Below are 19,977 nucleotides of genomic sequence, written 5' to 3' on the forward strand. Positions count from 1 at the left end.
TTGCCGAGACCCGTCGAGGGAGAGCCATGCCCCTGCTGGAGCCCGATCCGGACGCCCTGCGCCCCACGTCGCGCACGGAGGGACCGTCACCCGACCGCGTGCCCGACCGGCGGGCCACGGGCACCCCGGAGCCCCTGCGCTCCGAGCTGACCGCGCTCCTCGGCGCGGACAAGGTCCTCACGAACGTCTCCGACCTGGTGCGGTACGCCTCGGACGCGAGCCCCTACCGCTTCGTGCCGCAGGTCGTGGTGGTCCCCGAGGACATCGACGACGTGTCCGCGGTCCTGTCGTACGCGCACGGCAGGGGCCGCGAGGTCGTCTTCCGCGCCGCGGGCACCTCCCTGAACGGGCAGGCCCAGGGCGAGGACATCCTGGTCGACGTGCGCAAGCACTGGTCGGGCATCGAGGTCATCGGCGAGGGCGAGCGGGCACGCATCGGGCCCGGGACGACGGTCGTGCGCGCCAACGCCACCCTCGCCCGGTACGGCCGGGTCCTCGGCCCCGACCCCGCGAGCGCCATCGCCTGCACCCTCGGCGGCGTCGTCGCCAACAACGCCTCCGGCATGACGGCGGGCACCACCCGCAACTCCTACCGCACCCTCGCCTCGCTGACCTTCGTGCTGCCCACCGGGACGGTCGTGGACACGGCCGAAGCGGACGCCGACGAGCGACTGGCCCACGCCGAACCGGCCCTGTGCGAGGGCCTGTTGGCGATCAAGCGCGAGATCGAGGCGGACCCCGATCTGGTCTCCCGCGTCCGCGCCAAGTACGAGATCAAGAACACCAACGGCTATCGCCTGGACGCCTTCCTCGACGGCACGACCCCCGTGGAGATCCTGCGCGGGCTCATGGTCGGCTCCGAGGGCACCTTCGGGTTCATCTCCGAGGTCGTCTTCGACACCCTGCCGCTGGACCGGCACACCAGCACCGCCCTGCTCTTCTTCCCCTCGCTGCCCGCCGCCGCCGCGGCCGTCCCGGTCTTCAACGCCGCGGGCGCGCTCGCCGTCGAGCTGATGGACGGGAACACGCTGCGCGCCTCGGTCAGCGTCCAGGGCGTGCCCGCCGACTGGGCCGACCTGCCGAAGGCGACGGCCGCGCTCCTGGTCGAGTTCCGCGCCCCTGACGAGGCCGCGCAGGAGGCGTACGAAGCCGCCGCGGCCAAGGCGCTCGAAGGACTCGAACTGGTCGCGCCCGTCGCGTCGGTGACCAACTCCTTCACCCGCGACGCGCGGACGATCGGCGGCTACTGGAAGGCGCGCAAGGCGTTCGTCACGGCCGTCGGCGGCTCGCGGCCCTCGGGGACGACGCTGATCACCGAGGACTTCGCGGTGCCTCCGGGGCGGCTCGCCGAGGCCTGCGAGGCGCTGCTCGACCTCCAGACCCGGCACGGCTTCGACGCCGCGGTCGCGGGTCACGCGGCCCACGGCAACCTGCACTTCCTGCTCGCCTTCGACGCGGCCGTCCCCTCGGACGTGGAGCGCTACGCCGCCTTCATGGACGACTTCTGCCGGCTGACCGTGGAGCGCTTCGACGGCTCCCTCAAGGCCGAGCACGCCACCGGCCGCAACATCGCGCCCTTCCTGGAGCTCGAATGGGGTCCGAAGGCAACGGAGTTGATGTGGCGCACGAAGCAGGTCATCGACCCCGACGGGGTGCTCGCACCCCGCATCGTCCTCGACCGCGACCCGAAGGCGCATCTGCGCGGCCTCAAGACCATCCCCAAGGTGGAGCTGATCGCCGACCCGTGCATCGAGTGCGGCTTCTGCGAGCCCACCTGCCCCAGCGAGGACCTGACCACGACCCCGCGCCAGCGCATCGTGCTGCGCCGCGAGATGATGCGCCAGCCCGTGGGCTCCCCCGTCGAGGACGGCCTCGTCGAGGCGTACGGCTATGCCGCCGTGGACACCTGCGCGGGCGACTCGACCTGCAAGCTGGCCTGCCCGGTCGGCATCGACACGGGCGCCCTGATGAAGGACTTCCGGCACGCGCGCCACTCGCCGCGGGAGGAGCGGACGGCCGCGCTCGTCGCGAAGAACTTCAAGGCCGTCGAGGCGTCCGCGCGGCTCGCGGTGGCCGCCGCCGACCGGATCAGCGACCGGCTGCTCACCGCGGTGACCCGCACCGCCCGCAAGGCCGTGCGCCCCGACCTCGTGCCGGAGTGGCTGCCGCAGATCCCCGGGGCCGCGGCACGCAGGCTGCCGCGTACCCGGCGCGTGGGCGCCACCGCCGTCTACTACCCGGCGTGCGTCAACCGCATCTTCGGCGGCCCCGGCGACCGTTCCCTCGCCGAGGCCGTCGTCGCCGTCTCCGCACGCGCGGGCAAACCGGTGTGGATTCCCGAGGACGTGGCGGGGACGTGCTGCGCGACGATCTGGCACTCCAAGGGGTACGACGCCGGGAACAGGGTCATGGCCAATCGCATCGTCGAGGCGGCCTGGGGCTGGACCGCGGGCGGCCGGCTGCCGCTGGTCGTCGACGCCTCTTCGTGCACGCTCGGCATCGCGCATGAGGTGGTGCCGTATCTGACCGACGACAATCGCGCGTTGCACCGGGAGCTGACGGTCGTCGACTCGATCGTCTGGGCGGCCGACGAGCTGCTCCCCCGTCTGACCGTGCACCGCACGATCGGCTCCGCCGTGCTGCACCCCACGTGTTCCATGCGGCACCTCGGCGACGAGGCACAGCTGCGCGCCGTGGCCGAGGCCTGTGCCGACGAGGTGGTCGTCCCGGACGACGCCGGGTGCTGCGCCTTCGCGGGCGACCGCGGCATGCTCCACAAGGAACTCACGGAGTCGGCCACCCGCAAGGAGGCCGAGGAGGTCACCGCGCGCCCCTTCGACGCGCATCTGTCGGCGAACCGCATGTGCGAGGTCGGCATGGACCACGCGACGGGCCGCGGCTACTACTCCGTCCTGCTGGAGCTGGAGCGCGCGACGCGTCCCTGATCCCTCCGGGACTTCCGCAGTGGCACAACGCCTCGCCCCCTCAGGGGGCGGGGCGTTCTGTCGTAGCGACACGTCGCGGGTCACCCGGGAGTCCAGGGATTCCGCGAGAAGTCCAACTCCCTGACCGCTTCGGTCCCTTGCGCCACGGCCACACCCCCACCAGGGTGACTTGCGCGCAGTGGTAGAGACCAGCCGACATTGAACTACGGAGGTCCGATGCACGACGAGAACGCGACACCGACCCCTGACGGCACCACCCCCGACGCCACCGCCGAGGGCACGACGGGAGACGGGCACTCGCGTCGCGCGGTGCTCCGCACGGCGGGCATCGCCGGTGCGGGAATCGGACTCGGCACCTTCGCGGGCGGCACGGCGCACGCCGACGCCCCGGCGGCGGCCGCTGCCGCCGCGGACACGGCCATGGACACGGCCGCGGCACCCGCCCGCAAGGGCGCCACGATGATCGGCGTACCGTTCGACCGGCGCTCCACGGTCCGCGTCGGGATCATCGGGCTCGGCAACCGCGGCGGGTCCATGATCGACCTGTTCCTCGCCATCCCCGGCGTGCGCGTCGTCGCGCTCTGCGACCCGGTCAAGGAGAAGACCGCGGCCGCCGCGAAGAAGGTCACGGCCGCGGGCCAGCCCGCCCCGGCGACGTACACCAAGGGCGAGCACGACTACGAGAACCTGTGCAAGCGCCAGGACATCGACTTCGTGTACGTGGCCTCGCCCTGGGACTTCCACTTCGCCATGGCGAAGTCGGCGATGCTGAACGGCAAGCACGTCGGCGTGGAGTGTCCGATCGCCCTGCGGCTGGACGAGCTGTGGGAGCTGGTGGATCTTTCGGAGCGCACCCGCAGGCACTGCATGCAGCTGGAGAACTGCTGTTACGGCAAGAACGAGATGCGGGTGCTGCGCATGGCGCACGCCGGCAAGTTCGGTGATCTGCTGCACGCGGCGGGCGCGTACAACCACGATCTGCGCGGCCTGATGTTCGACCCCGACTACTACGAGGGCCCCTGGCGCCGCCTGTGGCACACCCGGCTGCGCGGCGACCTCTACCCCAACCACGGCTTCGGTCCGACCGCCAACTACATGGACGTCAACCGCGGCGACCGCGTCACGCACATCTCCAGCTTCGGCACGCCCGCCCTCGGCCTCGCCGAGTACCGCAAGGAGCACATGCCGGCGGGCGACCCGAGCTGGAAGGAGACGTACATCGAGAGCGACCGCACCATCAGTCTCGTCCAGACGGCGAAGGGACGGGTGATCCGGCTGGAGCACGACGTCTCGACCCCGCACCCCTACAGCCGCATCAACAGCCTCGGCGGCACGAGGGGGGTGTTCGAGGACTACCCCGAGCGCATCTACATCGAGCCGGACCACACCAATGACGAGTGGGGCGACTTCGCCAAGTACGCCGACCAGTTCGACCACTGGCTGTGGAAGGAGCACGCGAACCCGCCGGGCGGGCACGGCGGCATGGACTACATCATGATCTTCCGGCTGATGCAGACCATGCAGCTCGGCCTCGTCCCGGACTTCGACGTGTACGACGCCGCGACGTGGACCGCGCCCGTGCCGCTGAGCCATCTGTCGATCAAGGCGAAGGGCGCGCCTCAGGCGATACCCGACTTCACTCGCGGGCTGTGGAAGAAGGCGCGTCCGGGCGTGGACTCGGAGAAGCCGAAGGCGTAGCTCCCGTCAGGGACTTGGGAACGGTGGGCTCGGCGGCGGCTTCCTCCGCGCCGTCGAGCCCGTCCGCCTGCTCCGGTACGAACGCGATCTCGCCGCCGAGGACCTTCTTCGCGCGCGCCGTGTCCAGCGCGCCCTCCCAGCGGGAGACCACGAAGACGGCCACGCAGTTGCCGAGGAGGTTGGTGGCGACGCGCATCGCGTCCATGATGCGGTCCACGCCGAGCAGCAGCGCGACCGCCCCGGCAGGGATGACCCCGAGCGCGGAGGCCGTCGCGGACAGCGCGAGGAACGCCGAACCCGGCACGCCCGCCATGCCCTTGCTCGTCAGCATCAGTACGAGGACGACGGTGATCTGCTGCCCGAGGGTCAGGTCCACGCCGACGGCCTGCGCGATGAACAGCGTGCCGACGGAGAGGTAGATCGAGGCGCCGTCGAGGTTGAAGGAGTACCCCGTCGGCAGCACGAGGCCGACGGCGTCGTCGCGGCAGCCCGCCTGGCGCAGCTTCTGCATCATGCGCGGCATCACCGTCTCGCTGGACGCGGTGCCGAGCGCGAGCAGCATCTCCTCACGCGTGTAGCGCACGAACTTCCACAGGCTCAGGCCGGTCAGCGCCTTGAGGGCCAGGCCGAGCAGCACGAGGAAGAGCAGGGCCACCGCGTAACAGACCCCGATGAGCTTCCCGTACGTCGACAGGGCGCCCAGACCGTACTCCCCCACCAGATGCGCGGTGGCACCGAACACGGCGAGCGGCGCCAGCTTCATGATGAAGCCGACGATCGCGAAGACGACTTCCTGTGCCTGTTCGATGGCGGGCAGGATCGCGGGCACCTTGGTGTGGCCGAGGTGCAGCAGCGCCGCGCCCACCAGGCAGGAGAGCACGAGGACTTGGAGCAGGGAGTTCTCCGCGAACGCGCCGACCGCGCTGTCGGGCAGCGAGTGCAGGATGAACTCGCCGGTCGAGGGGAGCTCGCCGCCCCCGGTCTTCTCGTCGACGGCGGAGGCGTCGAGCTTGGCGGGGTCGACGTCCATGCCGACGCCGGGGCCCGCGAGGTTCCCCGCGAGCAGGCCGACGACGAGGGCGACCGTGGTCGCGACCTCGAACCAGACGAGGGCCTTGAGGCCGATGCGGCCGAACGCCTTGAGGTCACCGGCCTTGGTGATGCCGGCGACGACCACGCAGAAGACCAGCGGCGCGATCATGGCCTTGATCAGACGCACGAAGCCGTCGCCGAGCGGCTGGACGGCCGTGCCCGCGTGGGGCCACAGACGTCCGACGAGGACTCCGATCACGAGGGCGCAGGCGACCTGCGCGAAGAGAGAGGTACGCAAGGTGCGTGCGACGCGTCGCGGCAGGGACGGTACGGACTGCGGCACGGACACTCCTGAAGGAAGTGGCTTCTGGGATACGGAAGTTGACTTCCAGCTTCCGGGAGCCGCCACTATGGCCGGGCACCTGTCCGCACAGAAGACCCCGGTGTCACATCGGCGTAAATCTTGGATCTTGCTCCAAATTGGATCGTGCTCCACAACGGAGCCGGCCCGCGGCAGTGTCTGCCGCGGGCCGGACGGAGAGGGCGGAGGGTCACGTGGTCAGCAGCGCCGCCTGTCCTCCGTCAGCGCGCCCTGGGCCGTGGCCAGCGTGCGGTCGTAGCAGCCGCCGTCGCCGATCAGGCGGTAGCGCTCGCGCGAGGTGCCCACGGCGTGCCGCTGGTCGCGCGGGACGTTCGCGGTGTACGTCGCGTCGCCGTCGTAGCGGTCGTCGAGCACCGACCAGGCGGCTCGCCGGCCGCCGCGCTCGGTGACGCTCTCGGCGCGGTCGCCCAGAGAGATCGTGGTCCGCAGCCGGTCGCCGACGCCGAGGGTCGTGGTGCCGTCCATCGTGTACGTCCGGTCGGTACGCACGGACCGGCCCGCGGTGGTGACCGTCTCCCGGTCGGTCCAGGTCGCCTTGAGCGCGTCCATCGCCTCACCCTCGGTCCAGCGGTGGACGGAGGTGTTGGCGAGGGCGCGGGTCACGGTCGTCGTCACACGCCCGTGCGAGGTGTTCACATACCCGGAGACGCCGAGCCGGTGACCGCCCTCGGTGTCGAGCCGGTGCGCCTCGTCGCCCGAACCGGGCGTGTACGTCGCCTCGTCGGCGAGGTCGCCCTCCTGGTACCGGGTCAACGCGCCCGTGACGCGGTCGCTCTTCTCGTCCTGCCAGACCAGGACGTTGACCGGGGCGTTCCAGCCGGTCTGCCCCTTCGGCACGCCGACGACGGAGACCTCCACCCGGTGCGGCCGACCGTCGTTCAGGATCCCCGCGAACGGCGTCAGGTCGTACTCGATGGGCTTGATGTCGAAGGCGCGGGGCCCCGGTATCACGTACCAGAGGAAGGGGTTGGACCAGCCGCCGGTCCACACGGCCGGGAACGGCGCGGCGATGCCCGCCAGTTTGCCGTCGACCTCGATCTGCACTTCGCGGTACGGCCCCTGGTCCGCCTTGCAGGAGTAAGGCGCGGCGTCGGGCACCGTCAGGTACCAGTACTCCTCGCAGCCGCCGCCGGACCCGGTGGCGTACACCTCGGCGACGATGCGTTCGCTGTTGCGGGGCGTGGTGAGGGAGGTGCCGTCGCCGAGCGGGAGCACGCGGTCGGGCGTCGTCGACGCCACCGCGCCGCGCTTCTCCTGCTCGTAGAACGTCAGCGTCGCCTTCACGTCGATGATCCCGGTGTACGTCTCGTTGACGACGTTGCCGATGAGCATCTCGACCTGCTGGTCGCGGCCCAGCGTCTCGCTGTAGCGCGTGACGTCCTTCTCCACGGACCAGGTGATGCCGTCGACCGACGGCTCGGGGGTGGACGTGCGGAAGACCTCTACGCCGCCGATGCGCAGATAGCCGAGTCGGTCGTACTGCCTGCCCTTCACCTTTCCGTCCAGGCGGAGGACCACCTTGCCCCAGCGGCCCTTGCCGCACTTGTCGGGCGGCGTGTAGTCGCCCTTGTAGGGCGTGAAGTCCTTGAACTGGGCCTCGGCGACCGTCACTTCGCAGGACTTGGTGTGCGGCTTGGGGATCGGGGGCGCGGCGGTGACCGGGTCGTGCCAGTCGGTGCCGAACTCCTCGGGCGGTGTGTCGGCGGCGGCCGGACCCGCGCCGAGGAGGGCGCTCGCCACGAGGGTGACCCCGACGAGCATGGACATGACGCGTCTTCTCATGGGGGATTTCTATGGGGAGTCGGCGATCACCGCAATGGTGTCGACCTTCCCCTGCCCCGGCACGCGGCCGACGGTTACGCCACCCGCTGCCTCACGCGTCGCGCGTCATGCCTCACGCCTTGAGGTTCAGCCTGTCCCCCATCACCACGACCGGGTGCTGCTTCGGGTCGAGCGTACGGAGCAGGTACTCCATCCCCGACTTGGACAGGCTCACACAGCCGGACGTGCCGCTGCCGTGGTCCATGTGCAGCCAGATGCTGCCGCCCTTGGACTGCCCCTGGGGCCGCGTCGGGTCGTTCGGCGGGGTCCCCTTGGCGCGGTTGTAGTCGATGGCGATCACGTAGTCGAAATCGTGCCAGTGGGTCTTGGGCCAGTAGTGCGGGGCCTGCATCGACGACGACTGCGTGTACGGCAGTTTGGCGCCCGGGTCCTTCAGGACACCGCCCGCGTCGGTGAGCGTGAACACACCGACCGGGCTGCGCTTGTCGTTCTCGCGGTGGTCGGTCGTCCAGCCTTTCTTGCCGTTGTGCCCGGCCCAGCTGCGGGTCTTCTCCCAAGTGTCGTCCGATGCGCTCGACTTGGTGTAGAGGACGATCGTCGACTTCACCCAGTCCTCGCCGTCGCCGTACACCGCGACGACCTGCCGGGAGTTCTTGGGAATCCTGGACTGCAAGCGGTCGCCGACGTCGGGGATGCGCTTGAGGTCGGCCGCGCGCGCACGGGCTCCGCCGTCCGCGCCCTTGCCCTGCGCCCCGCCGTGATCGCCCTTGCCCGTCGCACTGTCGTTCCCGCCCCCGCAGGACGTCAGAAGGACACCGCAGGCCGCCGCCACGACCGCCGCTCGCACCGCACCCGCTCTACGCATCCGTCCATGGTCGCACCCGGTCCGCGCTCCCCCGGTCCGGCCCCACGTCCCACGGGGAGAACGGGCCGATTCTTTACTCCGGGGCGGAAAACCGTTTGCTTCGGCCCACCGTACGAGGCGAACCTTTCACGGTTTGTTACCGCCGTCCGCCCTGCCTCCCGCTCCGCGGGGCCGACAGCCGCCGCACCGAGTCCTGGGACGTCATGCAGATTCGCGATCTTCCGTATACCGACCCCGGCGTCCCGGATGCCGGATCGGGTCCACGCTTCCTCCTGTGGCTGGGCCGCAACCAGCTCGGCGGGCAGTTCAAGGCCCTTGCCTGGGGCCTGCTGCACTTCACCGCCATCGCGGGCCTGCCGTACATGGTCGGCGTCGCCGTGGAGGCCGTGCTCGACGGCTCCGGCAGCCGCCTCGCCCTCGCGGGTGTGCTGATCGTCCTTCTCGGCGTTGCCGTCGCCGTCGGCGACACGATGCTCCACCGCACCGCGGTCACCAACTGGATCACGGCCGCCGCGCGGGTGCAGCAGCTTCTCGCCCGCAAGACCGCGCTGCTCGGCTCCGCCCTCACCCGGCGCGTCGCCGCCGGTGAGGTCGTCGCGGTCTCCACCGGCGACGTCGAGAAGATCGGCTGGTTCGTCGAGGCGGTGTCCCGGTTCGCGGCAGCGGCGTTCACGGTCCTCCTGGTCTGCGTCGGCCTCCTCGTCTACCAGCCCGCGCTCGGCGTCGTCGTCGCGGTGGGCGTCCCGGTGCTCGCCCTCGCCGTGCTCCCGCTCCTCCCCCGCGCCACCCGCCGGGCGGACTTCCAGCGCGAGAAGGCGGGGCGCGCCACCGAACTGGCGTCGGACACCGTCGCCGGTCTGCGCGTCCTGCGTGGCATCGGTGGCGAGGAACTCTTCCTCGACCGCTACCGCCGCGCCTCCCAGGAGGTCCGCTCCGCCGCGGTGCGCAGCGCCCGCATGTGGGCGGCGATCTCGGCGATCCAGGTCCTGATGCCGGGCCTGCTGATGATCGCGGTCGTCTGGCACGGGGTGCACCTCGCCCGCGAGGGCCGGATCACCGTGGGCGAGCTCGTCACCGTCTACAGCGCGATCATGATGCTCAACTATCCGCTGCGGCACTTCGAAGAGATCGCCATGGCGTACTCCTTCTCCCGTCCCTCCGCGAAACGGGCGGCCCGCGTGCTCTCGCTGGAGCGGACGGCCACCGAGGAGGCGGAGCGGAGCCGGTCGGCCGACGTCCCGGTGCCTGCCGGTGATCTGTACGACCCCGCGACGGGGCTCCTCGCCCCGGCAGGACGGCTCACCGCCGTGGTGTGCGGCGACCCGGACGAGGCGGGGCGGCTCGCCGAACGGCTCGGCGGCCACCCGGCGTTCGAAGGAGCGTCGGCCCTGCCGTCCGTGCGCCTCGGTGACGTACCGCTCGACGACGTCCCGCTCTCCACGGCGCGCACCGCCGTCCTGGTCCAGGACAAGGACCCCGTCCTGCTCTCCGGAACGCTCCGCGAACTCCTCGACGTACCCGCGTCAGGAGCCGTCACCCACGAGGAGGCACTGGCCGCCGCGCAGTGCGCCGACGTCCTCGACGCACTGGCACAGGCCTCGGTGAACGACGACCCCATGGCCGCCCACCTCACCGAACGCGGCCGCTCCCTCTCCGGAGGCCAGCGCCAGCGCCTCGCCCTCGCCCGGTCGCTCGTCACCGACCCCGAGGCCCTGGTCCTCGACGAGCCGACGTCCGCCGTCGACTCGCACACCGAGGCACGGGTCGCCGACGGCATCCGGCGCCTGCGCCACCACCGCACCACCGTGGTCCTCACCTCCTCGCCGCTGCTCCTCGACCGCGCCGAACGCGTCGTCTTCCTGGCCGACGGCGAGGTCGCCGCGGTGGGCGAGCACCGCGAACTGGTGCACAGCGAGCCGCGGTACCGCGCGGTCGTGACCCGCGAGACCGACGCGGAACGCGCCGCCACGGAACACACAGCCGCAGAGCGCTCCGCCGCGGCGACCCTGACCGATTTCGACATCGAGGAGACGGCATGATCGGCCTGGCGCCACCGGAGTACGACCCGGCGGCCCCCACGACCGCGGAGACCCTGCCCATCGGCGCGCCGTCGACTGTGCGCACCTATGTACGGGAGCTGTTCCAGCGCCACCGCCGGGCCTTCCTGCTGCTCGTCGCGGCGAACACGGCCGCCGTGGTCGCCTCCATGGTCGGCCCCTACCTGCTCGGCGGCCTGGTCGAGAAGGTCTCGGACGGCGCCCGCGACCTCCATCTGGAGCTGACCATCGGTCTGTTCGCGCTCGCTCTCCTCGTGCAGGCGCTGTTCGTGCGTGAGGTGCGGCTGCGCGGGGCGATGCTCGGCGAGCGGATGCTGGCGGATCTGCGGGAGGACTTCCTCGTGCGCTCCGTGGGCCTGCCGCCGGGCGTCCTGGAGCGCGCGGGCACCGGTGACCTGCTCTCCCGCATCACCACGGACATCGATCGCCTCGCCAACGCCATGCGCGAGGCCGTGCCCCAGCTCGCCATCGGCGTGGTGTGGGTGGTGCTGCTGCTCGGTGGACTCGTCGTGACCGCGCCGCCCCTGGCGCCCGCCGTGCTCGTCGCCGTACCGCTGCTCGTCGTGGGCTGCCGCTGGTACTTCAAGCGGGCACCCGCCGCGTACCGTTCCGAGGCCGCCGGGTACGCCGCCGTGGCCGCCGCCCTCGCCGAGACCGTCGACGCGGGACGCACCGTCGAGGCCCACCACCTCGGCGACCGCCGCATCGAACTGTCGGAGCGGCGCATCAAGGAGTGGACCGCCTGGGAGCGCTACACCCTCTACCTGCGGTCGGTCCTCTTCCCCGCGGTCAACTTCACCCACACGACCGTCCTCTGCTCGACCCTGATGATCGGCGGGGTCTTCGTCCTGCAGGGCTGGATCGACGTGGGCCAGCTGACGACGGGCGTCCTCATCGCGCAGATGCTCGTCGACCCGCTCGGGATCATTCTGCGCTGGTACGACGAGCTGCAGATCGCCCAGGTGTCGCTGGCCCGCCTCGTCGGCGTCCGCGACATCGAACCGGACGCGGGCGATCCCTCCGTGGCCCCGGACGGCCGCCACGTCCTCGCCGACGACGTGCACTTCGGCTACCGGCCGGGCGTCGACGTGCTCCGCGAGGTGTCCCTCGCCGTCGAACCGGGGTCGCGCGTCGCCCTGGTCGGCCCGTCGGGCGCCGGAAAGTCGACGCTGGGCAGGCTGCTCGCCGGCATCTACGGCCCGCGCTCCGGTCACGTGACCCTGGGCGGTGCCCCGCTGTCGGCCATGCCGGCGGAGGACGTGCGCGCGCATGTGGCCCTGGTCAACCAGGAACACCATGTCTTCGTGGGCTCCCTGCGCGACAACCTCCTCCTCGCCAGGACCGGGGCGCAGGACGCCGAACTGTGGGCGGCGCTCGGCGCGGTCGACGCCGCCGACTGGGCCCGCGCCCTCGACGAGGGCCTCGACACCGAGGTCGGCTCCGGCGGCTTCGCCCTGACGCCCGCGCAGGCCCAGCAGATCGCCCTGGCACGGCTGGTCCTGGCCGACCCGCACACGCTGGTCCTCGACGAGGCGACCTCGCTCCTGGACCCGCGCGCGGCACGGCATCTGGAACGCTCGCTCGCCCGAGTCCTCGACGGCCGCACCGTTGTGGCGATCGCCCACCGCCTGCACACCGCGCACGACGCGGACGTCATCGCGGTGGTCGAGAACGGCCGCATCAGCGAGCTGGGCAGCCACGACCAGTTGGTGACGGCCGACGGCGCGTACGCGGCGCTGTGGCGGTCGTGGCACGGATAGGAGCCGCCTGTCCCGACGGATGGCGACGGGGTTCGTGCGGACGGGGGTGATTAAGCTGCGCCAATGGCTGCATCTTCCACGGATCCCGGCGTCCCCGACCGACGCGGCCCTGCCCGTTACCTCTGGTGGTTGATCGTCAGCCAACGGCGTCGGGTCTGCGCCGGAGCCCTGCTGGGCAGCGCGTGGATGGTCTGCCTGACCCTTCCTCCCTACGTCCTGTCGCGCGCCATCGACGAGGGGCTGCGTCCAGGGAGCCGGAGTGCGCTGGTCGGCTGGGCAGCGGCCCTGTTCGGTGTGGGAGTCCTCAACGCCTGGCTGGCGATCATGCGGCATCGCACGATGACCCGGATCCGGCTCGACGCCTACGTCCGCACCGTGCGCGTCGTGGTCGACCACACGACCCGGCTGGGCGCCACGCTGCCCCGCCGGATGTCGGCCGGTGAGGTCGTCACGATCGGGCACTCCGACGTAGGCGTCATCGGCCAGACCCTCACGGTGACGGGACCCGGCATCGGGGCGGTGCTCGCCTACGTCGTGGTGGCCGCCCTGCTGCTGTCCATATCCGTGCCGCTCGCCCTGGTCGTCCTGCTGGGCGTCCCCTTGCTCTCGCTCCTGCTCGGGCCACTCCTGAGCCGCTTGCAGGGTGCCGAGACGGCATACCGGGACCGGCAGGGCACACTCGCCGCACTGCTCGGCGACCTGGCAGGCGGCCTCCGCGTACTGAACGGCCTGGGCGGCAAGGGAGTGTTCGCGGCCCGCTACCGCGCCGGCTCGCGCGAGCTGCGGGACGAGGGGTACCGAGTCGGCTCGACCGTGAGCTGGATCCAGGCCCTGGGCGTCGGCCTGCCGACCCTGTTCCTCGCCGCCGTGACATGGCTCGCCGCACGCATGGCCGCGCAGGGCACCATCACCGTGGGCGAGTTGGTGGCCGTCTACGGCTACGTCGCCGTTCTCGTCGTCCCGGTGTCCTCCTTGATCGAGAGCGGCTACGACATCGGGCGCGGCCTGGTGGCAGCGCGACGGGTCGTGGACTTCTTGAACCTGGAACCGGAGCGGTGGAGCGCCGGCGGCGGGGCTCAGGGGGCGGCTGAGCGCCGGGCCGGTGTCGAAGTCGGGGCCAGGGCTGGGAAGGTGGCCGAACATCGGGCCGATGCCGAAGCCAGGGCCCTGGCCGACGGTGGTGACGATGCTGCATCCCTCACCAGCACGGGCACAGGTGACGGCGCGGGGGACGGCGCGGGTGAGAACAGGGCACGCCCCGTCACGGCGTCCGTGCTCCGCGATCCGCTGTCCGGCGTGGAGGTCGCTCCCGGTATCCTCACCGCGCTCGTCAGCCCCCGCGCGGCGGACGGCACGGAGGTCGTGGACCGCCTCGGCCGGTTCGTCCCCTCCCAGGCCACCTGGGGCACGGTCCCTCTCTCCAGCATCCCACCGGACGAGGTCCGCGCCCGAATCCTCGTCGCGGACAACGAGGCCGACCTCTTCGCCGGTACGTTGCGCACGGTCATCTCCGGCAGGCACACACCGGACGAGGACAGTCTTGCCCGAGCCGTCGGCGCCGCCGTGGCCCGGGACATCGTGCTCGGCCTGCCGGACGGGCTCGACTCGTCCCTCGACGCGCACGGCAGCAATCTCTCCGGCGGACAGCGCCAGCGCATCCGCCTGGCCCGGGCCCTGCTCGCCGATCCCGAGATCCTCCTGGCGGTCGACCCCACGTCGGCGGTCGACGCGCACACCGAGGCGAGGATGGCGGCCGGGCTCCGTGCCGCCCGCACGGGCCGCACGACACTCGTCACGACCGCCTCTCCCCTCGTCCTGGACCAAGCGGACGTCGTGTACTACCTGATCGACGGCGAAGTCGCCGCGACCGGCCGCCACACCGACCTGCTGACCGTCCGCCCGGACTACCGGCGCCTGGTGTCGCGCGGCACCGACGACACGACGGAGCAGGGCTCCCACGAGAGCCACGACAGCCCTCACCCGTCCCCGGCCTCCGCACCTCTGACCCCCGTCCCTCCGCCCACCTCGGAACCGGCTCACCCCACTCACCCCATTCCTCCCACTCACGAGGCCCTCCGATGACGCCGCCCCGCGCCACCGACGCCACGCCGGACGCCATACCCGGGCAGCTTCCCGTAGCCGGCCCCCGCCAGGTCCGCCGCTCGGCCCTGCACCTGATCCGGCAGGACAGACGCACTTTCTCCGCCATGCTCGTCTTCAGCGCGCTCGCCGCGGCCGCGGGCCTCGTCGGCCCCTGGCTCCTCGGTCGCATCATCAACACGGTCAAGGACGGCGGAGACGTCGCGACCGTGGATCGCCTCGCGCTCGGCATCCTGGCCGGAGCCGTCGCCCAGCTCCTCCTGACCCGCCACGCCCGCTACCTCGCCCACCGTTTCGGTGAACGCACCCTGGCCCGCATCCGCGAACAGTTCGTCGACCGGGCGCTCGCGCTGCCCGCCGCGGTCGTCGAACGCGCCGGCGCAGGCGATCTGACCGCACGCGGCACCACCGACGTCACCACCGCCGGGCAGACGCTGCGCGACACCGGACCCGACGTCTTCGTCGCGGCCGTACAGGCACTGTTCATCCTCGGCGCGGTCTTCCTGCTCGATCCGCTGCTCGGCGCCTGCGGCGTGCTCGGCCTCACCGGCATCTGGTTCGCCACCCGCTGGTACCTGCGCCGGGCCCACTCCGCCTACCTCGACCAAGGAGCGGCCCACTCCACCCTGGCAGAGGCACTCTCCGCCACCGCCACCGGCGCACGCACCGTCGAGGCCCTCGGGCTGCGGGAGCGCCGTATCGCGGACAGCGAGGACAAGATCGACCGGTGTATCGCCACCCGCGACCGGACGCTGTTCCTGCGCAGCGTCCTCTTCCCGTCCATCGACATCTCGTACGCCGTTCCCGTCGTCGCCGTACTGCTGATCGGTGGCGCCTTGCACGAGCACGGCCAGGTGAGCCTGGGGACAGTCGTCGCGTCCGCCTTGTATCTGCGGCAGCTCTCCCAGCCGCTGGACACGATCCTGCAGCAGGTCGAGCAGGTGCAGAGCAGCAGTGCCTCTTTCGCCCGGGTGGAGGGCCTGGCCGTCGCGCCCACACGATCGGCCGGACTCCCGGCCTCGGACGAGTCCGTCTCCGCCCCGTCCCCCGACCGCGTCCCTGAGGACGACCGCATCGACATCCAGAGAGTGCGCTTCGCCTACAGCGACGGCATCGATGTGCTGCGCGGCGTCGACCTCTCCGTCCGCCCCGGGGAGCGGCTCGCGATCGTCGGGCCCTCCGGGGCGGGAAAGTCCACCCTGAGCCGACTGCTCGCGGGCATCGACGCGCCCACCAAGGGCACGGTGACCGTCGGTGGGGTCCCCATCGCCGATCTGGCCCCCGACCGGCTGCGCCGCCAGGTCGTCCTGGTCACGCAGGAACACCACGTCTTCCTCGGTAGCGTCCGGGACAACCTGCTCATCGCGGCGGAGCACGCGACGGACAGCGAGCTGCTCGCCACTCTCACCGCCGTCGGCGCCGACTGGTCCGCCGGGCTCGCTGACGGACTGGACACGGAGCTGGGTCCCAGGGGTCACCAGCTGCACGCGGGGCAGGTACAGCAGCTGGCCCTGGCCCGCGTCGTGCTCGCCGACCCGCATACGGTGATCCTCGACGAGGCCACCGCGCTCCTGGACCCGACCACGGCACGGCACGCGGAGCGCGCCCTGGCCGCCGTCCTGCACGGGCGCACCGTGATCGCCATCGCCCACCGCCTGCAGACGGCCCACGACGCGGACCGTGTCGCAGTCATGGAGGACGGCCGGGTGACCGAGCTCGGCACCCACGATGATCTCGTGTCGGCCGACGGCGCCTATGCCGCGCTCTGGCACTCCTGGCACGGCGACCGCGAGCACCCCTCGACCTCGTGAGTCGACGGGTCCGGCCGTCCGGCGCGGAGCAGGCAGTCCCTCTCCAAGCCTCAGCCGCCCCGCTCCGTCCCTCAGATGAAGTTCAGCGCGGCGGCGCCGCCCACTCCTCCGAGCAGCATGAACACCGGCATCAGTACCTTGAGCTCGATCCAGCTGCCGGCCCGGAACCGCATCACCTTCGGCGGCCCGACCGGGTACCAGCGCTTGCGGCCGATGGGGATGGGCCACAGGATCGGGCAGCCTGAAACGGTCAGCGCGTCCCCGATGTCGTGCACCAGCGCGCCGAGCACGATCGGCAGCCCCAGCCACAGGTACTCCTGGCCCGGCGCGGTGAACAGCCAGTCCGAGCCGTTGCCCGGCTTGTCGAGCACCCCGGCGAGGATCCAGGCGCTCGTCGCGGCGAGCAGCCACACCAGCACATCGCTGCTCGATCCGCGCGCGGCCCGCCACAGCAGGCCTTCGATGGCGAGCACCATGTGGACGAAGAGGATCCCGAGCACCGCCCAGCGCCCGCCGAAGATCGCCAGCGCCGAGGCGCCCGCGCCTATCAGGACCGCCCACAGCCAGGTGTGCGTGAGCGTGCGGTGGCCACCCGAACGGCGGGGGTCCCCCTGCTTGCGGGTCGCCTTGTAGACCGAGTACGAGAGTTTGTCGACGATCTCGCACAGGCCCCGCGAGATCGGACCGAAGGCGCGCGAGATGGTCGCCGACTTGTGGTCGAGGTCCGGCGCGAGCGCCGCTCCGGCGCAGATCAGCGCTCCGACAAGCAGAACCGGCCAGGGCATCGTGTGCCCTGCGGCCGCCGCGGCCGCGCCGACCCCCAGCCAGGCCGCCGCTCCCGACAGTGAGTGTGCCGGTCCCATCATTGGTGTTGCCCGCCCCATTTCCATTGTTCTGACGCCCCGTTGGCGACACAGCGTAGCGTTCGTGATCTTCGTACGGACCTCCGGTTCCCTGATCGGGTGAGAAGGAAGGCAAGATGGGGGTGTGACCCTTATCGATCAGCTGCCGCCGGATGCCGACCCCGATGCCCTCTTCGAAGCCTTCTCGTCGTGGGCCGAGGACCAGGGCATCACTCTCTACCCGGCCCAGGAGGAGGCGCTGATCGAGGTGGTCTCCGGGGCGAACGTGATCTTGTCCACGCCGACCGGCTCCGGCAAGAGCCTGGTCGCGGCGGGCGCGCACTTCACCGCGCTCGCCCAGGACAAGGTCACCTTCTACACGGCACCCATCAAGGCCCTGGTGTCGGAGAAGTTCTTCGACCTGTGCAAGCTCTTCGGCACCGAGAACGTCGGCATGCTGACCGGCGACGCCTCCGTCAACGCTGACGCCCCCGTCATCTGCTGCACGGCCGAGGTCCTCGCCTCCATCGCGCTGCGCGACGGCAAGGACGCCGACATCGGCCAGGTCGTGATGGACGAGTTCCACTTCTACGCCGAGCCGGACCGAGGCTGGGCCTGGCAGATCCCCCTGCTCGAACTGCCGCAGGCGCAGTTCATCCTCATGTCGGCGACGCTCGGCGACGTCAGCATGTTCGAGAAGGACCTGACGCGGCGTACGGGCCGCCCCACCTCGGTCGTGCGCTCCGCGACGCGACCGGTGCCGCTCTCGTACGAGTACCGTCTGACGCCGATCACCGAGACGCTCACCGAGCTCCTGGAGACCAAGCAGGCGCCGGTCTACATCGTGCACTTCACCCAGGCCCAGGCCGTCGAGCGCGCACAGTCGCTGATGAGCATCAACATGTGCACCCGCGAGGAGAAGGACAAGATCGCCGACCTGATCGGCAACTTCCGCTTCACCACCAAGTTCGGCCGCAACCTCTCGCGCTACGTCCGCCACGGCATCGGCGTGCATCACGCCGGCATGCTGCCCAAGTACCGCCGCCTGGTCGAGAAGCTCGCGCAGGCCGGCCTCCTCAAGGTCATCTGCGGCACGGACACCCTGGGCGTCGGCGTCAACGTCCCGATCCGCACGGTGCTGTTCACCGCCCTCACCAAGTACGACGGCAATCGCGTCCGCACGCTGCGCGCCCGTGAGTTCCACCAGATCGCCGGGCGCGCGGGGCGCGCGGGCTTCGACACGGCGGGCTTCGTGGTCGCGCAGGCGCCCGAGCACGTCATCGAGAACGAGAAGGCGCTCGCCAAGGCCGGCGACGACGCGAAGAAGCGCCGCAAGGTGGTCCGCAAGAAGGCGCCCGAGGGCTTCGTCGCCTGGTCCGAGAGCACCTTCGAGAAGCTCATCGCCTCCGATCCGGAGCCGCTGACCTCCCGGTTCCGCGTCACGCACACCATGCTGCTGTCCGTGATCGCCCGGCCCGGCAACGCCTTCGAGGCCATGCGCCGTCTCCTCGAGGACAACCACGAGCCTCGCAAGCAGCAGCTGCGCCACATCCGCCGGGCCATCGCGATCTACCGCTCGCTCCTGGACGGCGGCATCGTGGAGAAGCTCGACGAGCCGGACGCCACCGGCCGCATCGTGCGTCTGACGGTCGACCTGCAGCAGGACTTCGCGCTCAACCAGCCGCTGTCGACCTTCGCCCTCGCCGCCTTCGAGGTCCTCGACCCCGAGTCCCCTTCGTACGCCCTCGACATGGTGTCCGTCGTCGAGTCCACCCTCGACGACCCGCGCCAGATCCTCGCCGCCCAGCAGAACAAGGCGCGCGGCGAGGCCGTGGCCCTGATGAAGGCGGACGGCGTCGAGTACGAGGAGCGGATGGAGCGGCTCCAGGACATCACGTACCCCAAGCCCCTGGAAGAGCTGCTCTTCCACGCCTACAACACGTACCGCACCAGCCACCCGTGGGTCGGCGACCACCCGCTGTCCCCGAAGTCCGTCATCCGCGACATGTACGAGCGGGCGCTGTCCTTCACCGAGTTCACGTCCTTCTACGAGCTCGCCCGCACCGAGGGAATCGTGCTCCGCTACCTCGCGAGCGCGTACAAGACCCTGGAGCACACGATCCCGGACGACCTGAAGTCCGAGGACCTTGAGGACCTGATCGCCTGGCTCGGCGAGATGGTCCGTCAGGTGGACTCCAGCCTCCTCGACGAGTGGGAGCAGCTGGCCAACCCCGAGGTCATGACGGCGGAGGAGGCCCAGGAGAAGGCCGACCAGGTCAAGCCGGTCACGGCCAACGCCCGCGCCTTCCGCGTCCTGGTGCGCAACGCACTGTTCCGCCGGGTCGAGCTGGCCGCCCTCGACCACGTCGAGGAACTGGGCGAGCTCGACGCCGACTCCGGCTGGGACGCCGATGCCTGGGGCGAGGCCATGGACAAGTACTGGGACGAGTACGAAGATCTCGGCACCGGCCCCGACGCGCGCGGCCCCAAGCTGTTGCTCATCGAGGAGGATCCCGAGCACGGTCTGTGGCGCGTCCGCCAGACGTTCGCCGACCCGAACGGTGACCATGACTGGGGCATCAGCGCGGAGGTCGACCTCGCGGCCTCCGACGAGGAAGGCCGCGCCGTCGTCCGGGTCACGGACGTCGGCCAGCTCTGAGCGCCCCGAGGATCCGCGTGTCCCGGACAGGAGTCGAAGAACCG

General features: G+C 71.2%; 11 protein-coding genes. 7 read left to right on the forward strand and 4 right to left on the reverse strand.

All coding sequences use genetic code 11. The annotated features are described in order from the left end of the window. Positions 1–26: 26 nt before the first annotated feature. A complete protein-coding gene (locus AB0L89_RS21240) occupies positions 27–2,945 on the forward strand; it encodes an FAD-binding and (Fe-S)-binding domain-containing protein (protein WP_365143005.1) in 2,919 nt (972 codons plus the stop codon). A 216-nt stretch (positions 2,946–3,161) separates the two neighbouring features. After that, complete coding sequence (locus AB0L89_RS21245; protein ID WP_365143007.1) at positions 3,162–4,643, forward strand: Gfo/Idh/MocA family oxidoreductase; 1,482 nt, start codon at positions 3,162–3,164, stop codon at positions 4,641–4,643. Here AB0L89_RS21245 and AB0L89_RS21250 read toward each other — a convergent pair. The 3 genes from AB0L89_RS21250 to AB0L89_RS21260 form a co-directional block, all read right to left on the reverse strand. Further along, positions 4,582–6,018 carry a cation:dicarboxylase symporter family transporter gene (locus AB0L89_RS21250; protein ID WP_365143009.1) on the reverse strand — a complete coding sequence of 479 codons (1,437 nt, stop codon included), beginning with the start codon at positions 6,016–6,018 and terminating at the stop codon, positions 4,582–4,584. The two genes, AB0L89_RS21245 and AB0L89_RS21250, sit on opposite strands and share 62 nt — an antisense overlap. 216 nt (positions 6,019–6,234) lie before the next feature. Further along, positions 6,235–7,839: a peptide-N4-asparagine amidase gene (locus tag AB0L89_RS21255; protein WP_365143011.1), complete on the reverse strand. Its 1,605-nt coding sequence runs from the start codon at positions 7,837–7,839 to the stop codon at positions 6,235–6,237. Positions 7,840–7,951: 112 nt separating this feature from the next. Continuing rightward, a complete protein-coding gene (locus AB0L89_RS21260; protein WP_365143013.1) occupies positions 7,952–8,704 on the reverse strand; it encodes a L,D-transpeptidase family protein in 753 nt (250 codons plus the stop codon). Between the two features lie 203 nt (positions 8,705–8,907). On the opposite strand from AB0L89_RS21260, the gene AB0L89_RS21265 reads away from it, so the two are divergent. The 4 genes from AB0L89_RS21265 (at position 8,908) to AB0L89_RS21280 (ending at position 16,432) form a co-directional block, all read left to right on the forward strand. Then, on the forward strand, positions 8,908–10,743 hold the full coding sequence (locus tag AB0L89_RS21265; RefSeq protein ID WP_365143015.1) for an ABC transporter ATP-binding protein: 1,836 nt from the start codon (positions 8,908–8,910) through the stop codon (positions 10,741–10,743). Next, entirely contained in the window at positions 10,740–12,521 is a 1,782-nt protein-coding gene (locus AB0L89_RS21270; RefSeq protein WP_365143017.1) for an ABC transporter ATP-binding protein, read from the forward strand. Before AB0L89_RS21265 ends, AB0L89_RS21270 begins: the two co-directional genes overlap by 4 nt. A gap of 63 nt (positions 12,522–12,584) precedes the next feature. Further along, the gene (locus tag AB0L89_RS21275; protein WP_365143019.1) at positions 12,585–14,603 is read left to right on the forward strand and encodes an ABC transporter ATP-binding protein; all 2,019 of its coding nucleotides are present in this window, start codon (positions 12,585–12,587) and stop codon (positions 14,601–14,603) included. Next, positions 14,600–16,432 carry an ABC transporter ATP-binding protein gene (locus tag AB0L89_RS21280; RefSeq protein ID WP_365143021.1) on the forward strand — a complete coding sequence of 611 codons (1,833 nt, stop codon included), beginning with the start codon at positions 14,600–14,602 and terminating at the stop codon, positions 16,430–16,432. Before AB0L89_RS21275 ends, AB0L89_RS21280 begins: the two co-directional genes overlap by 4 nt. Positions 16,433–16,503: 71 nt before the next feature. On the opposite strand, the gene AB0L89_RS21285 is transcribed toward AB0L89_RS21280, so the two are convergent. Continuing rightward, on the reverse strand, positions 16,504–17,298 hold the full coding sequence (locus tag AB0L89_RS21285) for a metal-dependent hydrolase (RefSeq protein ID WP_365143023.1): 795 nt from the start codon (positions 17,296–17,298) through the stop codon (positions 16,504–16,506). Positions 17,299–17,419: 121 nt separating this feature from the next. On the opposite strand from AB0L89_RS21285, the gene AB0L89_RS21290 reads away from it, so the two are divergent. Then, positions 17,420–19,933: a DUF3516 domain-containing protein gene (locus tag AB0L89_RS21290; protein WP_365143025.1), complete on the forward strand. Its 2,514-nt coding sequence runs from the start codon at positions 17,420–17,422 to the stop codon at positions 19,931–19,933. Positions 19,934–19,977: the final 44 nt, after the last annotated feature.

The organism is Streptomyces sp. NPDC052114 (assembly GCF_040680155.1).
Lineage (GTDB): Bacteria > Actinomycetota > Actinomycetes > Streptomycetales > Streptomycetaceae > Streptomyces.

Bases quoted from the DNA above. Each gene is read 5' to 3' on its own strand.
- AB0L89_RS21260 (WP_365143013.1), bottom strand. From the start codon at position 8,704: ATGCGTAGAGCGGGTGCGGTGCGAGCGGCGGTCGTGGCGGCGGCCTGC.
- AB0L89_RS21240 (WP_365143005.1), top strand. From the start codon at position 27: ATGCCCCTGCTGGAGCCCGATCCGGACGCCCTGCGCCCCACGTCGCGC.
- AB0L89_RS21245 (WP_365143007.1), top strand. From the start codon at position 3,162: ATGCACGACGAGAACGCGACACCGACCCCTGACGGCACCACCCCCGAC.
- AB0L89_RS21265 (WP_365143015.1), top strand. From the start codon at position 8,908: ATGCAGATTCGCGATCTTCCGTATACCGACCCCGGCGTCCCGGATGCC.
- AB0L89_RS21280 (WP_365143021.1), top strand. From the start codon at position 14,600: ATGACGCCGCCCCGCGCCACCGACGCCACGCCGGACGCCATACCCGGG.
- AB0L89_RS21270 (WP_365143017.1), top strand. From the start codon at position 10,740: ATGATCGGCCTGGCGCCACCGGAGTACGACCCGGCGGCCCCCACGACC.
- AB0L89_RS21285 (WP_365143023.1), bottom strand. From the start codon at position 17,298: ATGATGGGACCGGCACACTCACTGTCGGGAGCGGCGGCCTGGCTGGGG.
- AB0L89_RS21275 (WP_365143019.1), top strand. From the start codon at position 12,585: ATGGCTGCATCTTCCACGGATCCCGGCGTCCCCGACCGACGCGGCCCT.
- AB0L89_RS21255 (WP_365143011.1), bottom strand. From the start codon at position 7,839: ATGAGAAGACGCGTCATGTCCATGCTCGTCGGGGTCACCCTCGTGGCG.